At 62.8% G+C, this 20,250-nt stretch carries 19 protein-coding genes; 1 reads left to right on the top strand and 18 read right to left on the bottom strand.

Going from position 1 to position 20,250, the window contains the following annotated elements; translation table 11 throughout:
* The 11 genes from fliS to flgF form a co-directional block, all read right to left on the bottom strand.
* The gene (gene fliS, locus THL1_RS19645; RefSeq protein ID WP_069084799.1) at positions 1–399 is read right to left on the bottom strand and encodes a flagellar export chaperone FliS; all 399 of its coding nucleotides are present in this window, start codon (positions 397–399) and stop codon (positions 1–3) included.
* Positions 399–1,841, bottom strand: coding sequence for a flagellar filament capping protein FliD (fliD, locus tag THL1_RS19650; protein WP_069084800.1), 1,443 nt, complete (start codon positions 1,839–1,841; stop codon positions 399–401). Before fliD ends, fliS begins: the two co-directional genes overlap by 1 nt.
* Positions 1,842–1,936: 95 nt before the next feature.
* Complete coding sequence (locus THL1_RS19655; protein ID WP_069084801.1) at positions 1,937–2,302, bottom strand: flagellar protein FlaG; 366 nt, start codon at positions 2,300–2,302, stop codon at positions 1,937–1,939.
* Positions 2,303–2,379: 77 nt separating this feature from the next.
* Positions 2,380–3,906, bottom strand: coding sequence for a flagellin (locus THL1_RS19660; protein WP_069084802.1), 1,527 nt, complete (start codon positions 3,904–3,906; stop codon positions 2,380–2,382).
* Positions 3,907–4,224: 318 nt separating this feature from the next.
* Positions 4,225–5,475, bottom strand: a complete 1,251-nt coding sequence (gene flgL, locus THL1_RS19665; RefSeq protein ID WP_069084803.1) for a flagellar hook-associated protein FlgL — start codon at positions 5,473–5,475, stop codon at positions 4,225–4,227.
* Between the two features lie 11 nt (positions 5,476–5,486).
* A complete protein-coding gene (flgK, locus tag THL1_RS19670) occupies positions 5,487–7,559 on the bottom strand; it encodes a flagellar hook-associated protein FlgK (protein ID WP_069084804.1) in 2,073 nt (690 codons plus the stop codon).
* A 10-nt stretch (positions 7,560–7,569) separates the two neighbouring features.
* Positions 7,570–8,724, bottom strand: a complete 1,155-nt coding sequence (gene flgJ, locus THL1_RS19675; RefSeq protein ID WP_069084805.1) for a flagellar assembly peptidoglycan hydrolase FlgJ — start codon at positions 8,722–8,724, stop codon at positions 7,570–7,572.
* A 10-nt stretch (positions 8,725–8,734) separates the two neighbouring features.
* Positions 8,735–9,835 carry a flagellar basal body P-ring protein FlgI gene (locus THL1_RS19680; protein WP_069084806.1) on the bottom strand — a complete coding sequence of 367 codons (1,101 nt, stop codon included), beginning with the start codon at positions 9,833–9,835 and terminating at the stop codon, positions 8,735–8,737.
* 11 nt (positions 9,836–9,846) lie between these two features.
* Positions 9,847–10,560 (bottom strand): flagellar basal body L-ring protein FlgH, encoded by a 714-nt coding sequence (gene flgH / locus THL1_RS19685; RefSeq protein WP_069084807.1) that lies wholly within the window; start codon positions 10,558–10,560, stop codon positions 9,847–9,849.
* 18 nt (positions 10,561–10,578) lie between these two features.
* Positions 10,579–11,364, bottom strand: a complete 786-nt coding sequence (flgG, locus tag THL1_RS19690) for a flagellar basal-body rod protein FlgG (RefSeq protein ID WP_069084808.1) — start codon at positions 11,362–11,364, stop codon at positions 10,579–10,581.
* A gap of 45 nt (positions 11,365–11,409) precedes the next feature.
* Entirely contained in the window at positions 11,410–12,153 is a 744-nt protein-coding gene (flgF, locus tag THL1_RS19695) for a flagellar basal-body rod protein FlgF (protein WP_069084809.1), read from the bottom strand.
* A gap of 361 nt (positions 12,154–12,514) precedes the next feature.
* On the opposite strand from flgF, the gene THL1_RS19700 reads away from it, so the two are divergent.
* Positions 12,515–13,654, top strand: coding sequence for an IS481 family transposase (locus THL1_RS19700; protein ID WP_069081451.1), 1,140 nt, complete (start codon positions 12,515–12,517; stop codon positions 13,652–13,654).
* Between the two features lie 143 nt (positions 13,655–13,797).
* Here the strand turns inward: THL1_RS19700 and flgE are convergent, their stop codons facing one another.
* The 7 genes from flgE to THL1_RS29815 form a co-directional block, all read right to left on the bottom strand.
* A complete protein-coding gene (gene flgE / locus THL1_RS19705; RefSeq protein ID WP_069084810.1) occupies positions 13,798–15,135 on the bottom strand; it encodes a flagellar hook protein FlgE in 1,338 nt (445 codons plus the stop codon).
* Positions 15,136–15,180: 45 nt separating this feature from the next.
* Positions 15,181–15,864: a flagellar hook assembly protein FlgD gene (gene flgD, locus THL1_RS19710; RefSeq protein ID WP_069084811.1), complete on the bottom strand. Its 684-nt coding sequence runs from the start codon at positions 15,862–15,864 to the stop codon at positions 15,181–15,183.
* Positions 15,865–15,880: 16 nt separating this feature from the next.
* A complete protein-coding gene (gene flgC, locus THL1_RS19715; protein WP_069084812.1) occupies positions 15,881–16,327 on the bottom strand; it encodes a flagellar basal body rod protein FlgC in 447 nt (148 codons plus the stop codon).
* A 14-nt stretch (positions 16,328–16,341) separates the two neighbouring features.
* Positions 16,342–16,749: a flagellar basal body rod protein FlgB gene (gene flgB, locus THL1_RS19720; protein WP_069084813.1), complete on the bottom strand. Its 408-nt coding sequence runs from the start codon at positions 16,747–16,749 to the stop codon at positions 16,342–16,344.
* 306 nt (positions 16,750–17,055) lie between these two features.
* A complete protein-coding gene (locus tag THL1_RS19725; RefSeq protein ID WP_069084814.1) occupies positions 17,056–17,760 on the bottom strand; it encodes an NAD(P)H-dependent oxidoreductase in 705 nt (234 codons plus the stop codon).
* Between the two features lie 16 nt (positions 17,761–17,776).
* Positions 17,777–19,414 (bottom strand): ABC transporter ATP-binding protein, encoded by a 1,638-nt coding sequence (locus THL1_RS19730; protein ID WP_069084815.1) that lies wholly within the window; start codon positions 19,412–19,414, stop codon positions 17,777–17,779.
* A 2-nt stretch (positions 19,415–19,416) separates the two neighbouring features.
* Complete coding sequence (locus THL1_RS29815; RefSeq protein ID WP_069084816.1) at positions 19,417–20,247, bottom strand: ABC transporter permease; 831 nt, start codon at positions 20,245–20,247, stop codon at positions 19,417–19,419.
* Positions 20,248–20,250: the final 3 nt, after the last annotated feature.

Raw genomic sequence — 20,250 nt, forward strand, 5'->3', positions numbered from 1 at the left:
TCAGGAAATTTCTGCGGCGACCGGCGCACCCACTTCCGGGCCGATGGAATCCCAGGCCTGCTTGATCTCCAGCAGCAACGCCTCGACCTCGTCGATGGGGCGCGGCGAGTTGTCCAGGGACACGCTGGCGAGCCGGCGGGTCATGTAGTCGTACAGCGCATCGAGGTTATCGGCAATCTCGCCACCAAGCTGCTTGTCCAGGCTGGCCTGGAGCACACCGATGATGCTGAGGGTGGAGCCGACCGCCAGCCCGCGCACTTCAGGGTTGCCGGTTTCCAGGCCGTGACGGGCCAGGGAAAGGCGTTCCAGCGCACCTTCCAGCAACAGCTGCACCGCTCGGTAGGGGGTGACTTCCTGACTGGTCTTGACCTGTTTGTAGGTATCGATCGGACTATTCATCAGCTTTCCTTTTTCACTACACCAGGAAGATTGCTAAGGGCTTGTGCAAGCCGGTCGCTGGTCTGATTCAACTGACCAACCAAGCTATCCATTGCGTTGAATTGCTTGTAGAGACGCGTTTGAATCTGCTGGATACGCAGAGTGAGGGATTCGCGCTGCTTATCGACAGACGTCAGCGTCTCCTGCAATCCACTGAGGCGCTGCTCGAGAATGCCGCCAGTCTGGGTAAACCCTTCCACCTTGCCATTCAGGCGGCTCATCAGCCCGGTATCGCCAGTAAAGAATCCCGCTACAGACTCGAAGTTCTCACTCAGCGCTTTGTCGAGCTTGGTGTCATTGATCTTTAGCGTGCCGTCATTCTGCGTGGTGATCCCCAGATCAGCCAGAATCCGGACCCCGTCCTGCTCGGCCGGTCTCACAAGCTCGTTACGCACGGTGCTAATCAATGAGCGCACTGACGAATCACCCACCAACGCCCCCGCAACAGGCGCCTTGCCTTCGCCAACCGAGACGACGGAGGTTAGCGACTTCGACACGCCCATCATCTTGTTGTACGCGTCGACGAACTTCTTGATGTTCGACTTAACACCCGTTCGGTCTTGATCGACGGTAACCGAGAACTTTTTGCCAGGTTCTGCAGAAAGAAGATTGAGAGTGACCTCGGGGATCGCATCCGACACGGTATTGCTGGCGCTTTTCAGCGACAGGCCGTCAATGGTGAATACAGCATCCTTGGCCTGGGTAATGAAGCCGCTGCTGCTTGAGCTAGCAGTATCGAGCGATGCCATGCTTCCAACTGGATTGGCCGGGTCGCTGTAGTCAATCGAACCGATTTTGAAGTCATCCAAAGCAGCGGTGGAAGATTCGATATAGATATCTTGCCCATCGCCTGTTTCCTTTCCGCTAAGCACCAGACGTGACGCGCCATCCGCGGGATTGCGGACGATATTGGCAGAAATGCCCTTACTACCGAGCGCAGCATTGATCGAGTCACGAATTTTGGTCAGGGAGTCGCCAGCAGCCACGTTCACCGACACACCCGCATCATCGGCACCCAACTTGATGGTCAAGCTGCCGTTACCACCTGCAACGTAATCATCTGCCACAGCCTTGGTCGCAACTTTGCTGGCAGTGGCCAAACTCTCTACGGTTAGCTGGTAGCTACCGGAAACCGCGCTTTTGGTGGCAGTGGCCGTTGCCAGCGTGGCATTGCTGGAGCTGGCTGTACGTTTTTCGAATAGCGTGGCGGAGTTGAGATCCTTGAGGGCTGTCTGAAAATCACCGATCGCGCTCTTGAACTGGCCAATGGCTGAAAACTTCTCAGTAGCCGATTTTTCAAGGCGGGCCAGCTGTGCCTCCTTGGGCGCCTTCTCAGCGTTCACCAAAGCCGTCACGATGCTGTCGATATCCATACCCGAGCCGATGCCCGTTATTCCTGCCATGACCTAAACCTCGCCAATGCTTTGACGTACAAATCTCTGAAACCAACCCCTATCAAGAAACGTGCCGGTGATCTCTCTGGCGGTCCGGTGATCGGCTATGCCTCCGCCCTGAACAGGAGGCTGCGCACTTCGGACAAGCTCTCTGCAAGCTTGAGCGCATCTTCAGAGGGGATCTGGCGAATCACTTCGCCCGAGGCAGAGTCAGTCACCTTAACCACAACTCGCCCGCTGACTTCGTCCATGGAGAAAGCGAGATTGCGGCGGATGGTCTGCACGAACTCCTGAATACTGGAAATAGCTTCCTCAACCGGCTTCAGACCAACTGTCTCACGTGCCTCATCGCTATCCTTCAACAGCTGATCAGGGTTCACCCCCCCATGGGTACTGGCCGATGGATCCGCAGTGGAAAGCCGCGTCACAGGAACGAGTCCAGTCACGCTATTCAGTGTTCCGATATCCATCTTTTCACCTCCCAAGGCAAGAAGGGGGAAGCGCACTGCGCTTCCCCCCACGTTTACGAGCTAACCCTCGTCCAGGCTTACTGCAGGAGGCTCAGTACAGCCTGCGGCAACTGGTTCGCCTGGGCCAGGATTGCGGTGCCAGCTTGTTGGAGGATCTGGTTCTTGCTCAGGTTCGCAGTTTCGGCAGCGTAGTCAGTGTCCTTGATACGACCGCGAGCGGCCGACACGTTTTCCTGAACGTTCTGCAGGTTGGAAATGGTGTTCTCGAAACGGTTCTGCGCAGCACCGAGGCCAGAGCGAACCTCGTCGATCTGCGCCAGGGCGCTGTCGATGACCGAAATCGCGTCTTGAGCACCGCTTTCGGAGGAGATATCGATGGCGCTTACGGCGGATTGCTTGGAGTTGACATCCGCCGCCGCAATGTAGGTCGTTGCGGAGCCAGTGACACTGAAGTTACCCAGGGCCGACATGGTGAAGTTGCCAACGACAGTAGTCGAGTCGAAAGCATCGGTACCACCCGATTCGTTCAGCACCTCGGTATTGGCCGCGTCACCGTTTTCATCAAACGCTGTCACGCTCACGATACTGTCGGTCGTTGCCTGACCCGCGCCATCGTTATCGACAAGGAAGTTACCGATTTCAATGTTGTAACCATCCTTGCTGCTCAGGGTCAGCTTGCCGTCACCTTTGCTTGCCTCGGCGACAATACCCGTGGATGCCGACTGAGCATTGATCACGTTGGCCAGCGAGGTCAGATCGGTCCTGTCGGCAATTGTTGCCTCGATGTTGATAGCCGTCGAGTTCGCACCTTTCAGGGTGAAGCTGACCACACCGGTTTCAGCCAGGCCACTCAATTGAGCCTTGGTGCTGGCCTGAGCAGTAACACCAGTATCCGTGGTGACTTCATTGATGGCTGCTGCGAGATCACGAGCAGAACCGTTAGCGGCAACGGCGGATTGTGTAGCTTTCTGACCTTCAGGACCGGTGATTACCAAAGCACCTGCAGCAACTGCGGGCAGTCCGCTGACCGGAACGGCTGCAGCATTAGTCACAGCACTCCCGGTCACGGTACCGGAAGACTTGATAGTGAACGAGCCGATGTCGTTCGCGCTTGCAGATTTGATATTGACACCGATGGTTTCACGCGCATTCGCGCCCACCTGGAAGTCCACGTTCGCCATGGAACCGTCCAGAACCTTGCGACCACCGAAGGTAGTGGTCTCGGCAATACGATTCAGTTCCGATTGCAGGGTGCTGACTTCTTTCTGCAGCGCTTTGCGGTCGGACTCATCGTTGGTGCCGTTGGCGGATTGCAGGGACAGGTCACGCATACGCTGCAGGATGTTGGTGGACTGCTGCAGGGCACCTTCAGCAGTCTGCGCCAGGGAGATACCATCATTGGCGTTGCGGACCGCCACGCCCAGGCCGTTGATCTGGCTGGTCATACGGTTGGAAATCTGCAGGCCGGCGGCATCGTCCTTCGCACTGTTGATGCGGCTACCGGTGGACAGGCGCTGCATGGTGGTGGACAGGGCGTTGGCCGAGGTATTCAGGTTGCGCTGGGTATTGAGGGACGCAATGTTGGTATTGACAGTCAAAGCCATGGTGTTGTCCTCCGAGGACTGCGTGTTTGCCTGAGCGTGCGACCTTGGGTGGGCAGTGCCCAGGCACCCTTAAAGTTCGCATTCGTGATTTGTATCGGCGCAGGTATCCGGACCTTTAGGGCAATTCGCGATTTTTTTCGTTTTTCCTAATTCACCACTATTGACAAGCACTTAGGCTTCTCATGTGGCGATCTGGAATTGGGCGACTGACTGCGTCACAGCGGAAAGCCTCGCCAGCAGGCTGACTCCTGCGGGGATGGGGAGTGTCTACGGGTAGGCTCTCCCCTCCCCCACCAGCGGGAGAGGGGAGCAAAGGCATCAGCGCAGGTTGTTGAACAGGTTCAGGCTGCTGATCTTCACATAGCTCTGCTGGGCGGCGTCCAGGATGATCGACTGGAACGACAAGCGTGAGAGCGCCTCGGGGTAGTCCAGCTCGCGCAACTCTGCCTGCACCGCCTGGTTGACCAGGCCCACGTCTTCGTTGTCGGTGAGGGTGGTTTCGACAACGTTGAGGCGCGCGCCAATATCCCCTTGCACCGCGTCGACCCGGACCATGCCGTGGTCAAGATTTGTCAGTGCTTCGGCAACGGCATCGCGGACATCCAGGTTGCCTGCAGGCGTGTCAGTCGCCGACTCCAGCGCCATTCGCAGCTTGGCAATGGTGTCGAGGATGCCTTGCTTCTGTTCGCTCGGCTGCGGCGTGACCTGGATGGTTTCCCCCCCTACCGGCACGCCATCGAACACGATGCTGACGCCTCGGAACACCAACTTGTCGGATTTGTCGGCGTCACCATCAAGGGTGCCGCTACCGAGTACAGGTGTCGTTGTTCCCAACTCGAACACTTCGTAGCTGTTTGCATCGGGGTTGCCGAAGACGATCTCGACGCCGGCACCCGGAAACAGCGGGTTGCCGGAAAACGCCACCTCGTCCTGCACCAAGGGCGCCGACGCGTTCAAGGTCGAGCCCGCCGGGTTGACGGTCAGTGCGCTGTCCAGGCGGCCCGCATTGATGACGTCCTGAAAGGTGCGCTTGCCATTGTCGCTGATCGGCACCTGCAGGGAGCTGGCGATCTGCAGCTCGCGCTGGCCATCGTCACCGTTGTAGCGGTAGGTGCCGTCAGGGTTTCGTTCGAAGGGCTGGGTCTTGCCCTGGAATCCGGAGAACAGGTACTCGCCGCGTGCATTGCGGGTGTTCATCAGGCTGAGCAGTTCATCTTCACGCTCGCGCAGCTCGGCGGCGATGGATTTGCGGTCCTCGGCACTGAGCGCGCCGTTGCCGGCCTGGCCGGCCAATTCCTTGACGCGCTGGAGAATGGTGGTGGCGGATTTGAGCGTCACCTCTTCCTGGGTCAGGCTGTTCTTGGCTGCCGTGAGATTGGAGCTGTACTGGCCCAGCATGCTCTGCTGCTGCTCCAGCTGCAGCAGGCGTACCGAAGCCACCGGGTCGTCCGCCGGGGTGAGGATGCGGTTGCCGGTACTGATCTGCTCCTGTGTACGGGTCACGTTTGCGTAGTTCCGCTGCAGGCCCGTCACGCCATTGTTGAATTGCTGAATGGTGGAAATGCGCATGGCGGGCTCCGTTAACGGAAGGTATTCATCAAGGTATCGAACAGGCTCCGCGCAACTTGAATGACCTGCGACGAGGCGTTGTAGTACTGCTCGAACTTGATCAGGTTGGCCGCCTCTTCATCCAGGCTGACGCCCGACAGGGAGTCGCGGTTGTCGGTAGCCTGCTTGAGGATCGCGGTGCTGGCCTCGCTGTCGATCCGCGCCTGCGCGGTGAGGGTGCCGACACGTTCGACCAGGTCGCCGTAACCATCGGAGAAGGTCATCCCCGTAGTGCCGGGCGAGTTCAGGTCGATGCCCACGGTCGACTTGGTTTGCAGCTCGGCAAGCTTGAGGCCGTTGCGGTTGTCCGAGACACCCTTGTCGTTGAAGGCAACATTGAAGGTATCGCCATTCTCGGGACGGCCGCTGAGGGTGAAGCGCACCCGGCTGCCATCACTGAGCTGCAACTCGTAGTTGTTCTGCTGTCCAGGCTGGAAGGTGGATGGCACGGCCGCGCTGCCGTCCGGATTGATCCGGCTCAGGGTGGTACCGGCCGGCACGGTGAAGTTGCCGGTGGCGGCGTCATAGGCCAACCCCACCGGCAGGGCCGCAGCCAGGGTCGCGGGGTTGATTGGGCCATTGCTTCCGAAAAGCTCCGGCTGGGTGATTGCGCCCGTACCGCGGTTCTGGGTGTTGGCCTCGGCACGCACCGGGGCAGCAAAGGCCAACTGGTCCGCCTGATCGAGCACGGCCTCGATATCCGCCGCGCCACGGCGGGTCGGTTGCAGCAGGAACACATCACCCTGAACGGCCTTGCCCAGCTCGATCGCACTGAAGGACACGTCAAAGCCCTGCCCACCATTGGGCGCGCGCGCCGGGTCAGCAAGGCTCAGCGAGTATCCGCCACCCGGTGGAGGGTTGGCGCTGGCAGTGACCGCCATGGACGCGCCGTCGGACAGGCGCCGGGCCTCGAAAGTCGGCGGCGTGGTGCTCGAATCGGTCAGCGTCAGGCGGTAGTCACTGGTACCCAGCACGCTGGTGTTGGTGATGTTCAGCAGCGGCTGGGCATTGCCGGTATTGGTGCTGAGGTTGCGGACACGCAAGGCTGCCAAGGCTGGGTCGTTGAAATTGCCAAACAGCGCCGCACCTACCTTGCCCTTCAGGTCCAGGCCCTGGCCGAGCTGGCTGTTCACCTGGTCGCTGATCGACAGCGCCAGGCGCCCGAGGGCGTTCATGCTGGCGTCGAGCGTTTCTTGCCGATAGCGAATCATCCCGCCCAACTCGCCCCCACTGAGTTGGGTGGTCACGCCCTGGCGCGAGTCGCCACTGACGAACTCGATCTCGAAGCGAGTGGGATCGCCCTTGCCGGGCACCGCTTCCAGACGGTTGGCGGTGCTGCCCACCACCAGCGGCTGGCCGGTACCGACGAAGACGCTCTGGGAACCGTCGCTCTGCGGCACAACGCTGACGCCGACGTAGGTCGATAGCTGGCGGATAGCCTCTTCGCGAGCATCCAGCAAATCGTTGGGTTCCTTGCCATTGGCAGCCGCAACGGCAATGGCGTCGTTGAGACTGGCGATGGAGCCGGCCAGGCGGTTCACCTGGTCACTGACCGCAGCCATCTGTTTGTTCAGTGAGTCGTTCTGGGCGTTCAGCCGGTCGTAGACGGTATTGAAACGCCGTGCCAGGCCCTCGGCCTCGGACAGCACCAGCTGCCGCGCCGGGATGTTGGCGGGGTCTTCGGCTGCGGTCTGCATCGCCGCGAAGAAACTCTTCAACGACGGCGTGATCCCGGTGGTGGAGCCGGCCAGCAGCGAGTCGAGCTGGTCGATCTGGCTCTTGTAGGCATTCACGTCGCTGCTCAGCGAGGTGGTATTGCGCAGTTGTGCGGTCAAGAACTCGCTGTAGCTGCGACGGATATCCGTCAGGGAGACGCCACTGCCGATATAGCCCGAACCGGAGAACTGCGGGAGGGTCGTGGACTGCGTCGCGCTCTGCCTGCTGAATCCGGGCGTGTTGACGTTGGCAATGTTGTGGCCGGTGACGGTGAGCTGAGTCTGGCTTACGCGCAGCCCCGACAAGCCAATATTCAGTAAGTCAGCCATGACTCAAGCCTCATGTCCTGGTGGTCGTGCCGTCGACAGCGGCAACGGCCTGATAAATCTGCATGCCGCGGGCGATCTGGGAGATCTTGCGGGCGTACTGCGGGTCGGTGGCGTAGCCGGCCTTCTGCAGCTCGCGCACGAACTGCTCGGGCTTTTCGGTGGAATCCAGCGCTTGCTGGTAGCGGTCGTTGTTCTGCAGGAAGCTCACGTAGTCATGGAAGCTCTGCTCGAAGGAGTTGTAGGAGCGGAACGACGCCGCTTCCTTCACGGCCTTGCCGCCCTTGTACTCGGTGGTGAGCACCCGTGCGGACTCGCCGTCCCAGCTCTTGTGGGCCTTGATGCCGAACAGGTTGTGACTGCTGTCGCCATCGCCCTGGCGAATGATCGACTTGCCCCAACCGGTTTCCAGCGCGGCCTGGGCCACCAGGTAACGCGGGTCGACGCCGATTCGCTCGGCAGCCTTTTCGGCCATGGGCAGCAGGGTTTCGATGAACTCGTTGCGCGAGGCGAACACGCGCTTGCCGACGCCCTGGGTGGCATCCGCGCCCACCGACGCACGTTCGGGAGCGGCATAGGCCTTGGCTGGGGCCCAGTCATTGCCGGCCAGTGGCGTGCCGGCAACCTGCTCGGGCGAAGGCACGATGCCCGCCACTTGGCGGTCGCTGAGTTTGCTCGGCAGTGCCAGGCGGCGCTGGTTGAGCAGCTTGGAATCGTCACGGCCCTCGGTGACGGCGGTGGTTTTCGCCACCGGCTTGCTGCCCTGCACCGGCCAGTTGGCCTCTGCGCCGGCCTGCACCCGGGCGAACGGATTGGGGCGCTCGGCATGCTGGGTCTTGGACAGCTGGCGGGTCAGCACATCGGCCAGACCAACGCCCCCCTGCTTGGAGAGGGTCACGGCCAGCTGCTGGTCGTGCATGTCCTGGTAGGTCTTGGTCTCGTTGCTGTTCAGGTAGTTGCCTTCGGCGAAGGCTTCGCCGGCCTGACGCATGGACTTCATCATCTCGTTGAGGAACAGCGACTCGAACTCCTGGGCCACCTTGCGGATGTTGGCCTCGCTGTCACGATCCTTGCCGGCCTTGAGTTGGCTGAGCCGGTTCAGGTCGGTATAGGCGCCGCTGTCCAGCTTGGCGCCCGAGGCGAGGCCTGCGGAGAGTTTGGAGTTCATCGCCCTTTCCTTAAATCACGATCAGGTCGGCTTGCAGGGCACCGGCCTGCTTCAGCGCTTCGAGGATGGCCATCAGGTCGGAGGGCGCTGCGCCCACCTGGTTAACCGCACGGACGATCTCGTCGAGGGTGGTGCCGGGGCCGAACTTGAACATGGGCTTGGCTTCCTGCTCGGCACTCACCTTCGAGCGCGGCACCACGGCGGTCTGACCACCGGAGAAGGCCTCCGGCTGGCTGACGATGGGGTCTTCGGTGATGGTGACGGTGAGGCTGCCGTGGGTCACGGCGGCCGGCTGCACGCGTACGTTCTGGCCAATGACGATGGTGCCTGTACGCGAGTTGATGATGACCTTGGCCACCGCCTGGCCCGCCTCGATTTCCAGGTTCTCGATCACCGACAGGTAGTCCACGCGCTGGTTCGGGTCCAGCGGCGCGCTGACCCGCACCGAGCCGCCGTCGATGGCCTGGGCGACACCCGGACCAAGCAGTTCGTTGAGCTTGTCGACGATGTTCTTGGCCGTGGTGAAGTCTGGACGGTTGAGGTTCAGGGTGAGGAAATTGCCCTGCTCGAAACCGCTCGGCACCGGCCGCTCGACGGTGGCGCCGGCAGGAATTCGACCGGACGACGGCACGTTGACGGTGATCTTCGAGCCATCGCTGCCCTCGGCGTCGAAGCCACCGACCACCAGGTTGCCCTGGGCGATGGCGTAGACGTTGCCATCGATCCCCTTGAGCGGGGCCATCAGCAGGCTGCCGCCGCGCAGGCTCTTGGCGTTGCCGATGGAGGAAATGGTGACGTCGATGGTCTGCCCAGGCTTGGTGAAGGGCGGCAGGTCGGCGTGGATGGACACCGCCGCGACGTTTTTCAGCTGCACGTTGCCGACGTTGGCCGGCACCTTGATGCCGAATTGCGCCAGCATGTTGTTGAAGGTCTGCAGGGTGAACGGCGTCTGGGTGGTCTGGTCCCCCGTGCCGTTGAGGCCGACGACCAGGCCGTAGCCGATCAACTGGTTGGTCCGTACGCCCTGGATGCTCGCCAGGTCTTTCAGGCGTTCTGCCTGGGCAGCGCCGACTGCGAACAGCAGGCAGAGGGCGGTGATCAGTCGCTTCATGGTCAGCCTCATCAGAACGGGAACAGCGGGCTTATGAAGAACCGGTCGAACCAGCCGGGCTGGCTGGCATCGGCGAAGGCGCCGGTGCCCGAATAGGTGATGCGTGCGTCGGCGACGCGGGTGGACGGCACGGTGTTATCGGTGCCGATGTCGTCGGCGCGGACCATGCCCGCAATGCGCACCAGTTCGTCGCCGGTATTGAGGGTCAGCCACTTCTCGCCGCGGACGGCCAGGATGCCGTTGGGCAGCACCTCGGACACCGTGACGGTGATGGAGCCGGACAGGCTGTTGCTCTGCCCTGCCTTGGAATCGCCCTTGGTGTCGCGGGTGGCGTTGTACTCGGCATCCAGGGACAGGCGCGCCGCATCCAGCGGATTGAGGCCGCCATTGGGGTTGTTCACCGATACGCCGCCGCCGAACAACGAGGTCAGGCCGATGTTGGCGTTGCTGTCCTTCTGGATCTGCGAGTTGGCGTTCTTGCTGGCCTGGGTGCGCTCGTTGAGGGTGATGGTGATGATGTCACCCACGCGATAGGCCTTGCGGTCGTCGTAGAGGTTGGTTTCGAAACCCGCCTGATAGATCGCGCCGTTGTTCTGCGCAGCCGGCAACGGCGTGCGCGGCAGCACGGGCGCGTAGTACGGATCGTTCGGCCGCGGAGCCGGCTGCACGCAGCCCTGGATAAGGGTGATACCGAGCAGCGGGAGAAGAATGATCAGCCGGTTCATGGCGACTACCTCAGGGCGTTACAGGTTCTGCGTGACGAAGGCGAGCATCTGGTCGGCCGTGGAGATGACCTTGGAGTTCATCTCGTAGGCGCGCTGGGTGGTGATCATGTTCACCAACTCCTCGACCACGCTGACGTTGGAGTTCTCCAGGGTGTTCTGCTGCACGGCGCCAAGGCCGGTGAGGCCCGGGGTGCCGACCTGCGGAGCGCCACTGGATGCGGTCTCCAGGAACAGGTTGTTGCCGATGGCCTGCAGGCCGCCGTAGTTGACGAAGTCGGCGGTCTGGATGTTGCCGATCACCTGGGCAGCGGGATTGCCCACGGTGGTCACGGAGACGGTGCCGTCCTCACCCACGGTGAAGGTCTGCACTTCGGCGGGCAGGACGATGGCCGGCTCCAGGGCGAAACCCTGGGAGGTGACGATCTGGCCGTCGGCGTTCAGGTGAAAGCTGCCGTCGCGGGTGTAGGAGACCGTGCCGTCAGGCAACAGCACCTGGAAGAAGCCGCGGCCGTTGATGGCCATGTCCAGCGGCTGCTCGGTGGTCTGCAGGCTGCCCTGGGTGAAGATTTTCTGCGTGCCGGCGATGCGCACACCGGTACCCAGTTGCAGGCCGGTGGGCAATTCGCTGTCCTGGCTGGTCTGGCCACCCGGCTGGCGACGGATCTGGTACAGCAGGTCTTCGAACTCGGCGCGATCGCGCTTGAAGCCGGTGGTCGAGACGTTCGCCAGGTTGTTGGAAATGGTGGTCAGGTTCATGTCCTGGGCGGACAGGCCGGTCTTGCTGACCCAGAGTGCCGGAAGCATTGTCTTCTCCTCGGGCGCCGGAATCATGGCGCCGCGTACTGGTGATTAGCTGAACTGCAAGACCCGCGCCATCGCCGAAGAGTTGTCTTCGGCAGTACGCATCATCTTCACGGAGAGCTCGAACTGGCGGGACAGCGAGAGGATCGCGGTCATCTCTTCAACGGCGTTGACGTTGCTGGCCTCGATGAAGCCGGACGTCACGCGCACATTGGCGTCGGCCTGCACGGCCTGCTGCGGGTCCTTCAGCCGGATCAGGCCGTCAGCGCCCTTCTCCAGTTGCTTGGGATCGGGATTGACCAGCTTGAGGCGATCCACCTCGGCCACCACATTGGGGGCCTCGCCCAGTGCGCGGATGCTGATGGTGCCGTCCTGGCCGATCTCGACTTTCTGCTCCGGCGGAATGGCGATGGGACCGGCATTGCCCATGACCGGCAAACCGTTGCCGGTGCGCAACTGGCCAAGGGCGTCGACCTGCAGGCTGGCGGTACGCACATAGGCTTCGCCGCCATCCGGGGCCTGAACCGCAACCCAGCCCTCGCCTTCGATCGCCACATCCAGGTCGCGGCCGGTTTCCTGCAGCGCGCCAGGGGTGAAATCAGTGCCAGGGCGTTCGGTCATGGCATAGACCCGCGACGGAAAGCTGTCACCGAACACCGGCATGGAACGCGCCTGCTCGAAATCGCGACGGAAGCCGGAGGTCGAGATGTTCGCCAGGTTGTTGGCATGGGCGCGCTGGGCCAGCGAGTTCTGGCTGGCTCCGCTCATTGCGACGTAAAGCATCTTGTCCATGAATGTCTCCGAGTGGGCGTTGCCGCCCTTGGCTCTTTGCACGCTATCCAGCAAGCGCCATGCCAAACTCGAAAACTATTAGTAAGGCATTGAAATAAAACAGATTTTTATAAAAAGAAAAGACCTCGCACGAGGTCTTGTCAAAGCGCTGACGGCGAGGGGCTGCCGCCAGCGGCAAGGGGATTTGCCGCTCAGGGGGGGGCGAGCTGGTGGGCTGAAGCGGAACGCCGCCCGGTCCGACCTACCGAACTCGACCGTAGGGTGCGCCATGTGTTCAGCCGGGGGACATAGGTAACGGGTGTCGGGAGACATGGGTAACGCATTTAGGCTTACGGAATCCTTCGACTCTGGAGTTCGAGCGATGCCGTGGCAGGAGTGCACCACCATGTCGATTCGACGCGAGTTTGTGCGGTTGGCCGAACAACCGCAGAGCAACGTGCGGGAGCTGTGTCGGCGCTACGGCATCAGCCCGAAAACCGCCTACAAATGGTTACAGCGCCACCGCGAGCACGGCGATGCGGGGTTGCAGGAGCGCTCACGCCGGCCGTTGCACAGCCCTGGGCGCAGCGACCCGGACTTGGAACAGGCGGTGGTGCAGTTGCACCACCGTTTCCCGTATTGGGGCGCCCGCAAGCTGCGCGGCCTGCTGCCGGCCGCGTTCGAGCGTCCCCACCACAGCACCCTCGACGCCATCCTCCGCCGCCATGGTTGCCGGGTGCGCTACCACGCCGAGGAGGCCGAAGCTCCGGCCACGCAGCGCTTCGAGCACTGCCAGCCGAACGAGCTCTGGCAGATGGACTTCAAGGGCCACTTCCCGCTCGCCGACGGCCGCTCGTCGCGCTGCCACCCGTTGACGCTGTTGGATGATCACTCACGCTTTGCCCTCTGCCTGGAGGCCTGCGAGGGCGAGCGCCTCGAACTGGTTCGACCGCACCTGATCCAGGTCTTTCGCCGCTATGGCCTACCGCGCCGGATCACCGCCGACAACGGTCCGCCCTGGGGCTCGAACATCGCGGGCGGCCTGTCCGCCCTGGAGGTCTGGCTGATGCGGCTCGGCATCGAGGTCAGCCACAGCCGCCCTCATCATCCGCAGACCCAGGGCAAGCTGGAACGCTTCCACCAGACACTCAAGCGCGAGTTACTGCAGCGCTCGTTTCGCGACTTGGCGCACTGCCAGCAGGCGATGGCGCACTGGCGGGAGCAGTACAACCACGACCGCCCGCATGAGGCGCTGGGCCAACTGCCACCGATCACGCGCTACCAGCCAAGCCGGCGCAGCTACCCGGAGCAATTGCCTGAGCTGGACTACGAACCGGGCGACCGGGTGCTCAAGGTCGGCCGCGTCGGCCAGGTCAGTTTCCAGGGACGCAGCCTGTTCGTCGGCGGGGGGCTGTACGGGGAACGCGTCGCTCTCCGCCCCACCGCCGTCGATGGCGTCTACGATGTGGTGTTCATCCACAAGACCCTGCGCCAAGTCGACTTGAGACCGGGCAAGACATGATCATCAACCCGTTACCCATGTCTCCCGACAAGCGTTACCCATCTATCCCGGCTGAACACCATGCGCACCAGGGCGAAGCAATGCCTGGGCAAAGACGCTACCCCGGCGCCGGTACCGGTGCGCGCAGCGCACCCTACGAACTATCAGCGGAGATTGATGATGGTCTGGGTTACGGCGTCCTCAGTCTGGATGGTCTTGGCGTTCGCCTGGTAGTTGCGCTGGGCGACGATCAGGTTCACCAACTGGTCCGACAACTCGACGTTGGAGTCTTCCAGGGCGCCCGCCTGCAAGGCACCCAGGGTGCCGGAACGCGGCGTGCCCACTACCGGCTCACCGGACTCGAAGGACTGCACCCAGCCCGTCTTGCCCACCGGGGTCAGGCCCTGGACGCTGGCGAAGTTGGCGAGGATGACCTGGCCTTGCACCTTGGACTGGCCGTTGGTGTAGCGTGCGAAGATCACGCCGGTGTCGTCGATTTCCAGGCCCGCTAGCTGGCCGGTGGTGTAGCCGTCCTGGCTGATGCTGTTGACGGCGAAGGCGCTGGAATACTGGCTGGAACCACGGATATCGATACTGACACCACCCGCATTGGCCGTGGCGCCGTTGGACGACCACTGCGCCGGGGTGCCGCCATCGGATACCGCCGGGACCCAGTCGTCCAGGTTCATCAGGCCGGTGGCCGGGTCGTAGTTCAGTTCGCCACCGGCCGCCATGCCGGCGGTATTCAGGCTGCCGTCGGCATTGAACAGCAGGTTGGTGGTGTGCGGATCGGTACTGGTGGGATCGGCCGGATTGCGCCCGTCCACCAGGACCGCCATGGTCCAGTTGTTGGTGACTGGCGGAGTCGCGGCCGGGTCCGAGTTATTGATGAAGTACTGGGTCATGACATGGGCGTTGCCCTGGGAGTCATAGATGTTGACCGAGGTGGACGAGGTGTAGGTGGTCGGGTCGGCCGGGTTGAACGGGGTATTGGTCGGCGCCTTGGTGGTGGAGTTCAGGTTGAACTTCTGCGCCATCTGGGTGGTGGCCTTGGGTGCCTGGCTCGAGGTCTGCACCTGCAGGTCGCTGACCACGCCGTTCTGCAGGTTGCCGTTGCCATCCACGCCGTAGCCCTGCAGGCGGTAACCGAAGTTGTTGACGATGTAGCCATCGCGGTCAGTGCCGAAGTAGCCGGCACGGGTGTAGCTGACCTCGCCATTGTTACTGGTCTGGAAGAAGCCGTTGCCATTGATGGCCAAGTCCAGGGCGTTCTGGGTGTAGTTGATGTTGCCCTGGTTGAACAACTGCGACACGTCGCCGAGGGCAACGCCACTGCCCTGGGGATTCTTGCCGGTGCCGAGCACCGAAGAGGCATAGACGTCGGCGAACTCCGCGCGGGACTGCTTGAAGCCCGCAGTGCCGGCGTTGGCAATGTTGTTGCCGGTGACATTGAGGTCGCTGGTCGCTGCCCGCAGGCCACTGAGACCGATGTTGAACGCCATTTGAATCTCCTTTGCCGGTGCTTCCCGGCGCTCTGAACCGGGAAGTTACTGACCGATGACCTGGACCTTGGACAGGCCGACGCTGCCGATGCCCGCGAGGTTGAGCATCAGTTCGCCGCCGTTCTGCCCCAGGGTGACGCTGTCGACGTTGGCCGGCAGCAGGGTGTAGAGGGCCTTGGTCTCGCCGCCGTACTGCGCCTGCGCTTCGAACTTGTAGGTGCCCGGCGGCATGAGATTGCCGCTGGAATCCTTGCCGTCCCACATGAAGCTGACGCTGCCGGCGGACTGCTGGCCCAGGTTGATACGGTTCACCAGTGAACCTGCGCCGTCGTAGACGTTGACCCAGACGTTGCTGCTGGAAATCGGCAGGTTGGCGCTGGCCTTGAAGGTTTCGCTGGTGTCCACCACCGCCTTCTCGGTGGGCACGATGACCTTGCGCCCCACCAGCGACGAGGCTTGCAGCGCCTGGGACGACTGGTAGCCGGAAAGCAGCGAACCCATGCTGGTGTTCATCTTTTCGATGCCTTCCACCTGGCTGAACTGGGCCAGTTGGGCGATGAATTCGCCGTTCTCCTGGGGCGAGAGGGGGTCCTGGTTGTTCAGCTGGGCCACCAGCAGTTCGAGGAACTCGTTCTTGCCGAGGTCCTTGCTGCTGGTGGTCTCATTCTTGATCGAGTACTGGTCGAGGATCGACTGGGTATCGGTGGTCGAGACGTTGCTGACACTCATGCTATTTCGCTCCCTGTTACTGACCCAGGGTCAGCACTTTCTGCATCATCTGCTTGGCGGTGTTCATCATTTCGACGTTGGTCTGGAAGGAACGGCTGGCGGAAATCATGTCCGCCATCTCTTCCACCACGTTCACATTCGGGTAGTAGACGTAGCCATCCGCGTTGGCCGCGGGATGGCTCGGCTCGTAGCGCGGAGTCAGGGTGCTCTGGTCCTCGATCACGCCGAGCACCTGGACGCCGGCGCCGGACTGATCCTGATCGGCGAACAGCGAGCCCTGGTCGCCATTACCCAGGCTGTCCTGCATCACGGTGGCGAACACCGGGTGGCGGGCGCGGTAGGTCTGATCGAGGCTGGAGGAAACGGTCTCGGCGTTGGCGATGTTGCTGGAGATGGTGTTCAGCCGAGTGTTCTGGGCACTCATGCCGGTTCCGGCGATGTTGAAGATGCTGGACAGGGACATGGCTTGGCTCTCCGTTATTCGCCGCGCAGGGCGCCGATCAGCCCTTTGAACTTGCTATTGAGGAAGGTGAAGCTGGCCTGGAACTGCATGGCGTTCTCGGTGTAGTTCGATTGCTCGAGCTGGGCGTCGACAGTGTTCTGGTCGACGGCCGCCTGGAACGGAATGCGGTACTTCAGCGAGGCATCGGCCATATCGAAGCCTTCGGCGGCGATGTGCTGCTCGTTGGTACGGGTGGCCTGGAAGCTGCCGCTGGCGGCTTTCTCCGACTGCTGGGCCAGTACGCTGGCGAAATCCAGATCACGAGCCTTGTAGTTCGGGGTGTCGGCGTTGGCGATGTTGTTGGCCAGCACCTCGCCACGCTGCGCGCGGAAGCTGAGGGCTTGCTGATGGATGCCGAGGGCCTTTTCGAAACTGATGCTCATGTCCGGAACCTTTGCCAGTGGCAATCTGGTTTGCTTGCCAGACATTCAGCAAAGGCCGTGCCAAATATATTTATCCTTTATTTTCAATATCTTAGTGAATAAATGAGCGGCAATAAGCGGCAATGGGGTTCCGCTGGAACTGCAGGAGCGGCAAAGCGGCAAGGATGTTTGCCGCTGGTTGCCGCCTTGCCGCTGGCACCTCGTAGGGTGCGCTGCGCGCACCAGGCTTCCTGCACGGGGATCTCGGTGCGCATGGCGCACCCTACCTGGAAATGAGAAGGCCGCCCTTGGGCGGCCTTGCGGTGCTCATCGCGCCAGCGGGTACAACCGGTCGTCAAACTGCTCCAGGCGAGGGAATTGCAGCGGCACATCCTGTTCCAGGTGCTGCAAGCGTTCCTGATAGGCACGCAGGAAATCCTGGCGGGCATCGTTGCTGATATAAGGCACATGCCAGGCCACGAAGGGCGGCAGCACGTCCAGGCCGACATAGGCCAGGGTGCCACGCAGCAGTGGGCGCAGCATGTCTTCCAGCGGGCCGTGGATGGCCCCCTCGCCGAACATGTGATCGCGCCCGCCCAGGGTCAGGGTGACCAGCGCCTTCTTGCCGGCCAGCCCGCCCTGGTCGTAGAAGCGCTTGCCGCCGTAGCAGACGCCCGATACCAGCACCCGGTCGATCCAGCCCTTGAGCATGGCCGGCACCGAGAACCAGTAGAGCGGGAAGTTGAAGATCACCAGATCTGCCCAGAGCAACTTGTCCAGCTCGGCCTGGATGTCCGCGGCGATCCGCCCGGACTTGACGCCCTCGCGCTGCTCCAGCGCGTAGACCAGGTAGTCCGGGTTGGTTCGCTCGGAAAAGTCGGAGGCCGACGCCACCGGGTTCCAGTTCATCGCGTAGAGGTCGGAGACCCGCACCTGATGCCCCTGCCCCTGCAGCGTTTCCACGGCCAGGTCGCGCAGGGCGCTGGTGAAGGATTGCGGCTCGGGGTGGGCGTGGACGATCAATACATTCATGGGATTACCTTCTGGATCAAGCGGAAATGGCGGGCTGGCCGCGCTGGCTGAGGATGGACTCGAGCCAGTCGGGGTCCATCTGCGGCTCGGACGAGAACAACAGGCCGGTGTAGTCGTGGAATGGCGGGGTGAAGATTCGGTTGCGCTCGCCCTGGTCGACCACCCTGCCCCGCTGCATCACCACCACCTGGTCGGCGATGGCGCGCACCGTGGCCACGTCGTGGGTGATGAACAGGTAGGCAACGCCCAGCTGCCGCTGGACCCGGTCGAGCAGCTTGAGGATGCCCTCGGCCACCAGCTGGTCGAGGGCCGAGGTGACCTCGTCGCAGATGATCAGCTCGGGTTCGGCGGCCAGGGCGCGGGCGATGCAGATGCGCTGCTTCTGCCCGCCGGAGAGTTCGCGCGGCTGGCGCTGCATGAACTTCGCAGGATCCAGTTCGATCATTTCCAGCAACTCCGCCACCCGGTTACGCAGGGCCTTGCCCTTGAGCCCCAGGTAGAAGGCCAGCGGGCGGCCGAGGATGTCGGCGATGCTCTGCCGCGGGTTCAGCGCGGTATCGGGAATCTGGTAGATCATCTGGATTCGGCGCAATTGCTCCTTGCTGCGGCGGCGGAAGTCCGCCGGCAGGGCCACGCCGTCGTACAGAACCTGGCCGGAGCTCGGCTGCAGCAGGCCGGTGATGACCCGTGCCGTGGTGCTCTTGCCGCTGCCGGATTCACCGATCACCGCCAGGGTCTGGCCGCGCTGGAGCTTCAGCGACACCTCATGCAGCACCGGCTGGTCGCCATAGCTGGCCGAGGCCTTGCGCAGATCCAGCAAGGGCTTCGCAGCCTGGACGCCGGCCTTGGGTTCGGTGTGGAAGCTGCGCACGGCCCACAGAGAGCGGGTGTAATCCTGTTGCGGGGCGGCCAACATCTGCCGGGTCTGTGCCTCCTCCACCAGGCTGCCGTGACGCAGCACCATGATGCGGTCGGCCATCTGCGCCACCACCGCCAGGTCGTGGCTGATGTAGAGGGCCGCCGTGCCATAGCGCGCCACCGCATCGCGGATGGCCGCCAGCACCTCGGTCTGGGTGGTCACATCCAGCGCCGTGGTCGGCTCGTCGAAGATGATCAGGTCCGGGTGGCAGGCCATCGCCATGGCGGTCATCGCCCGTTGCAACTGGCCACCGGACAGCTGGTGCGGATAGCGCTGGCCGATGCGCTCCGGGTCCGGCAAGCGCAGCACCCGGTACAGCTCCACGGCATCTCGCTCGGCCTGGGCACGCGAGATGCCGCCGTTCTGCACGGCGGTCTCGACATGCTGGTCGATCAGCCGTTGCGCCGGGTTGAAGGAGGCCGCCGCGCTCTGCGCCACATAGGCGATGCGCAGGCCGCGCAGCTTGCGCAGCGCCTCGGCCGAGCACTGCCGCAGGTCCTGGCCGTCGAAACGGATCGAACCACGGGTGATGCGGCAGCCATCGCGGGTATAGCCCATGGCGGCCAACCCGAGAGTGGACTTGCCAGCGCCGGACTCGCCGATCAGGCCGAGTACTTCACCGCGCTGCAGGGTCAGGTCGATGCCCTTGACCAGCGGGTGCCAGGCATCATCGAAGTGACCTTCGATGTGCAGGTCGTGGATTTCCAGCAGGGGGCGATTCGCTTGCTCGCTCATGCTCAGCACTCCTTGAGTCCGCTGGACTTGTGCAGCATCCAGTCGACGACGAAATTGACCCCGATCGTCAGCAGCGCCACCGCCAGGGCGGGAAGCAGCGGCGTGATGTCGCCGAAGGTGATCAGCACCGCATTGTCGCGGACCATGCTGCCCCAGTCGGAGGTCGGCGGCTGGATACCCAGGCCGAGGAAGGACAGCGCGCTGATGAACAGGAAGACGAAGCAGAAGCGCAGGCCGAACTCGGCGATCAGGGGAGCCGCCGCGTTGGGCAGCACTTCGCGGGTCACCAGCCACCAGATCCCCTCGCCACGCAGGCGGGCGGCCTCGACGAAGTCCTGCACCACCACCGTCATGGCCACCGCCCGCGCCAGGCGGAACACCCGCGTGGCATCCAGCAGGGCGATCACCAGCACCAGCGAAGTGGCCGTGGTGCCCACCACACTGAGGATCAGCAGGGCGAAGATCAGTTGCGGAATGGCCATCAGGATGTCCACCAGGCGCGACAGCCCCTGGTCGACCCAGCCGCCGCGAATGGCCGCCACCAGCCCGGCCAGGCCGCCGACCAGGAACGCCAGCACTGTGGTCAGGAAGGCGATGCCGAGGGTGTTGCGGGCGCCGTAGATCAACCGGCTGAGCATGTCCCGCCCGAGGTTGTCGGTGCCGAGCAGGAACTGCCCGCCCCAGGGTGCGAACCCTTCGCCCACCACCTCGGTTTCGCCGTAGGGCGCCAGGTGCGGCGCGAACAGCGCCACTACGAGATACAGGAGGATCACCGCGAAACCGAACTGCGCGCTCAGGGGCGCCCGCAGCAAGGCCTTGAGAATGCTGGTCATGGC

The organism is Pseudomonas sp. TCU-HL1 (assembly GCF_001708505.1).
In the GTDB taxonomy this organism is placed as follows: domain Bacteria; phylum Pseudomonadota; class Gammaproteobacteria; order Pseudomonadales; family Pseudomonadaceae; genus Metapseudomonas.

Excerpts from the sequence above, each read along its gene's own strand:
- flgK (WP_069084804.1), bottom strand. The coding sequence starts at position 7,559 with ATGGCTGACTTACTGAATATTGGCTTGTCGGGGCTGCGCGTAAGCCAG.
- fliS (WP_069084799.1), bottom strand. The coding sequence starts at position 399 with ATGAATAGTCCGATCGATACCTACAAACAGGTCAAGACCAGTCAGGAA.
- THL1_RS19725 (WP_069084814.1), bottom strand. The coding sequence starts at position 17,760 with ATGAATGTATTGATCGTCCACGCCCACCCCGAGCCGCAATCCTTCACC.
- THL1_RS19730 (WP_069084815.1), bottom strand. The coding sequence starts at position 19,414 with ATGAGCGAGCAAGCGAATCGCCCCCTGCTGGAAATCCACGACCTGCAC.
- flgF (WP_069084809.1), bottom strand. The coding sequence starts at position 12,153 with ATGGACAAGATGCTTTACGTCGCAATGAGCGGAGCCAGCCAGAACTCG.
- flgL (WP_069084803.1), bottom strand. The coding sequence starts at position 5,475 with ATGCGCATTTCCACCATTCAGCAATTCAACAATGGCGTGACGGGCCTG.
- THL1_RS19660 (WP_069084802.1), bottom strand. The coding sequence starts at position 3,906 with ATGGCTTTGACTGTCAATACCAACATTGCGTCCCTCAATACCCAGCGC.
- flgH (WP_069084807.1), bottom strand. The coding sequence starts at position 10,560 with ATGAACCGGCTGATCATTCTTCTCCCGCTGCTCGGTATCACCCTTATC.
- THL1_RS19655 (WP_069084801.1), bottom strand. The coding sequence starts at position 2,302 with ATGGATATCGGAACACTGAATAGCGTGACTGGACTCGTTCCTGTGACG.
- flgD (WP_069084811.1), bottom strand. The coding sequence starts at position 15,864 with ATGAGTGTCAGCAACGTCTCGACCACCGATACCCAGTCGATCCTCGAC.
- flgE (WP_069084810.1), bottom strand. The coding sequence starts at position 15,135 with ATGGCGTTCAACATCGGTCTCAGTGGCCTGCGGGCAGCGACCAGCGAC.
- THL1_RS19700 (WP_069081451.1), top strand. The coding sequence starts at position 12,515 with ATGCCGTGGCAGGAGTGCACCACCATGTCGATTCGACGCGAGTTTGTG.
- THL1_RS19680 (WP_069084806.1), bottom strand. The coding sequence starts at position 9,835 with ATGAAGCGACTGATCACCGCCCTCTGCCTGCTGTTCGCAGTCGGCGCT.
- flgJ (WP_069084805.1), bottom strand. The coding sequence starts at position 8,724 with ATGAACTCCAAACTCTCCGCAGGCCTCGCCTCGGGCGCCAAGCTGGAC.
- THL1_RS29815 (WP_069084816.1), bottom strand. The coding sequence starts at position 20,247 with ATGACCAGCATTCTCAAGGCCTTGCTGCGGGCGCCCCTGAGCGCGCAG.
- fliD (WP_069084800.1), bottom strand. The coding sequence starts at position 1,841 with ATGGCAGGAATAACGGGCATCGGCTCGGGTATGGATATCGACAGCATC.
- flgG (WP_069084808.1), bottom strand. The coding sequence starts at position 11,364 with ATGCTTCCGGCACTCTGGGTCAGCAAGACCGGCCTGTCCGCCCAGGAC.
- flgB (WP_069084813.1), bottom strand. The coding sequence starts at position 16,749 with ATGAGCATCAGTTTCGAAAAGGCCCTCGGCATCCATCAGCAAGCCCTC.
- flgC (WP_069084812.1), bottom strand. The coding sequence starts at position 16,327 with ATGTCCCTGTCCAGCATCTTCAACATCGCCGGAACCGGCATGAGTGCC.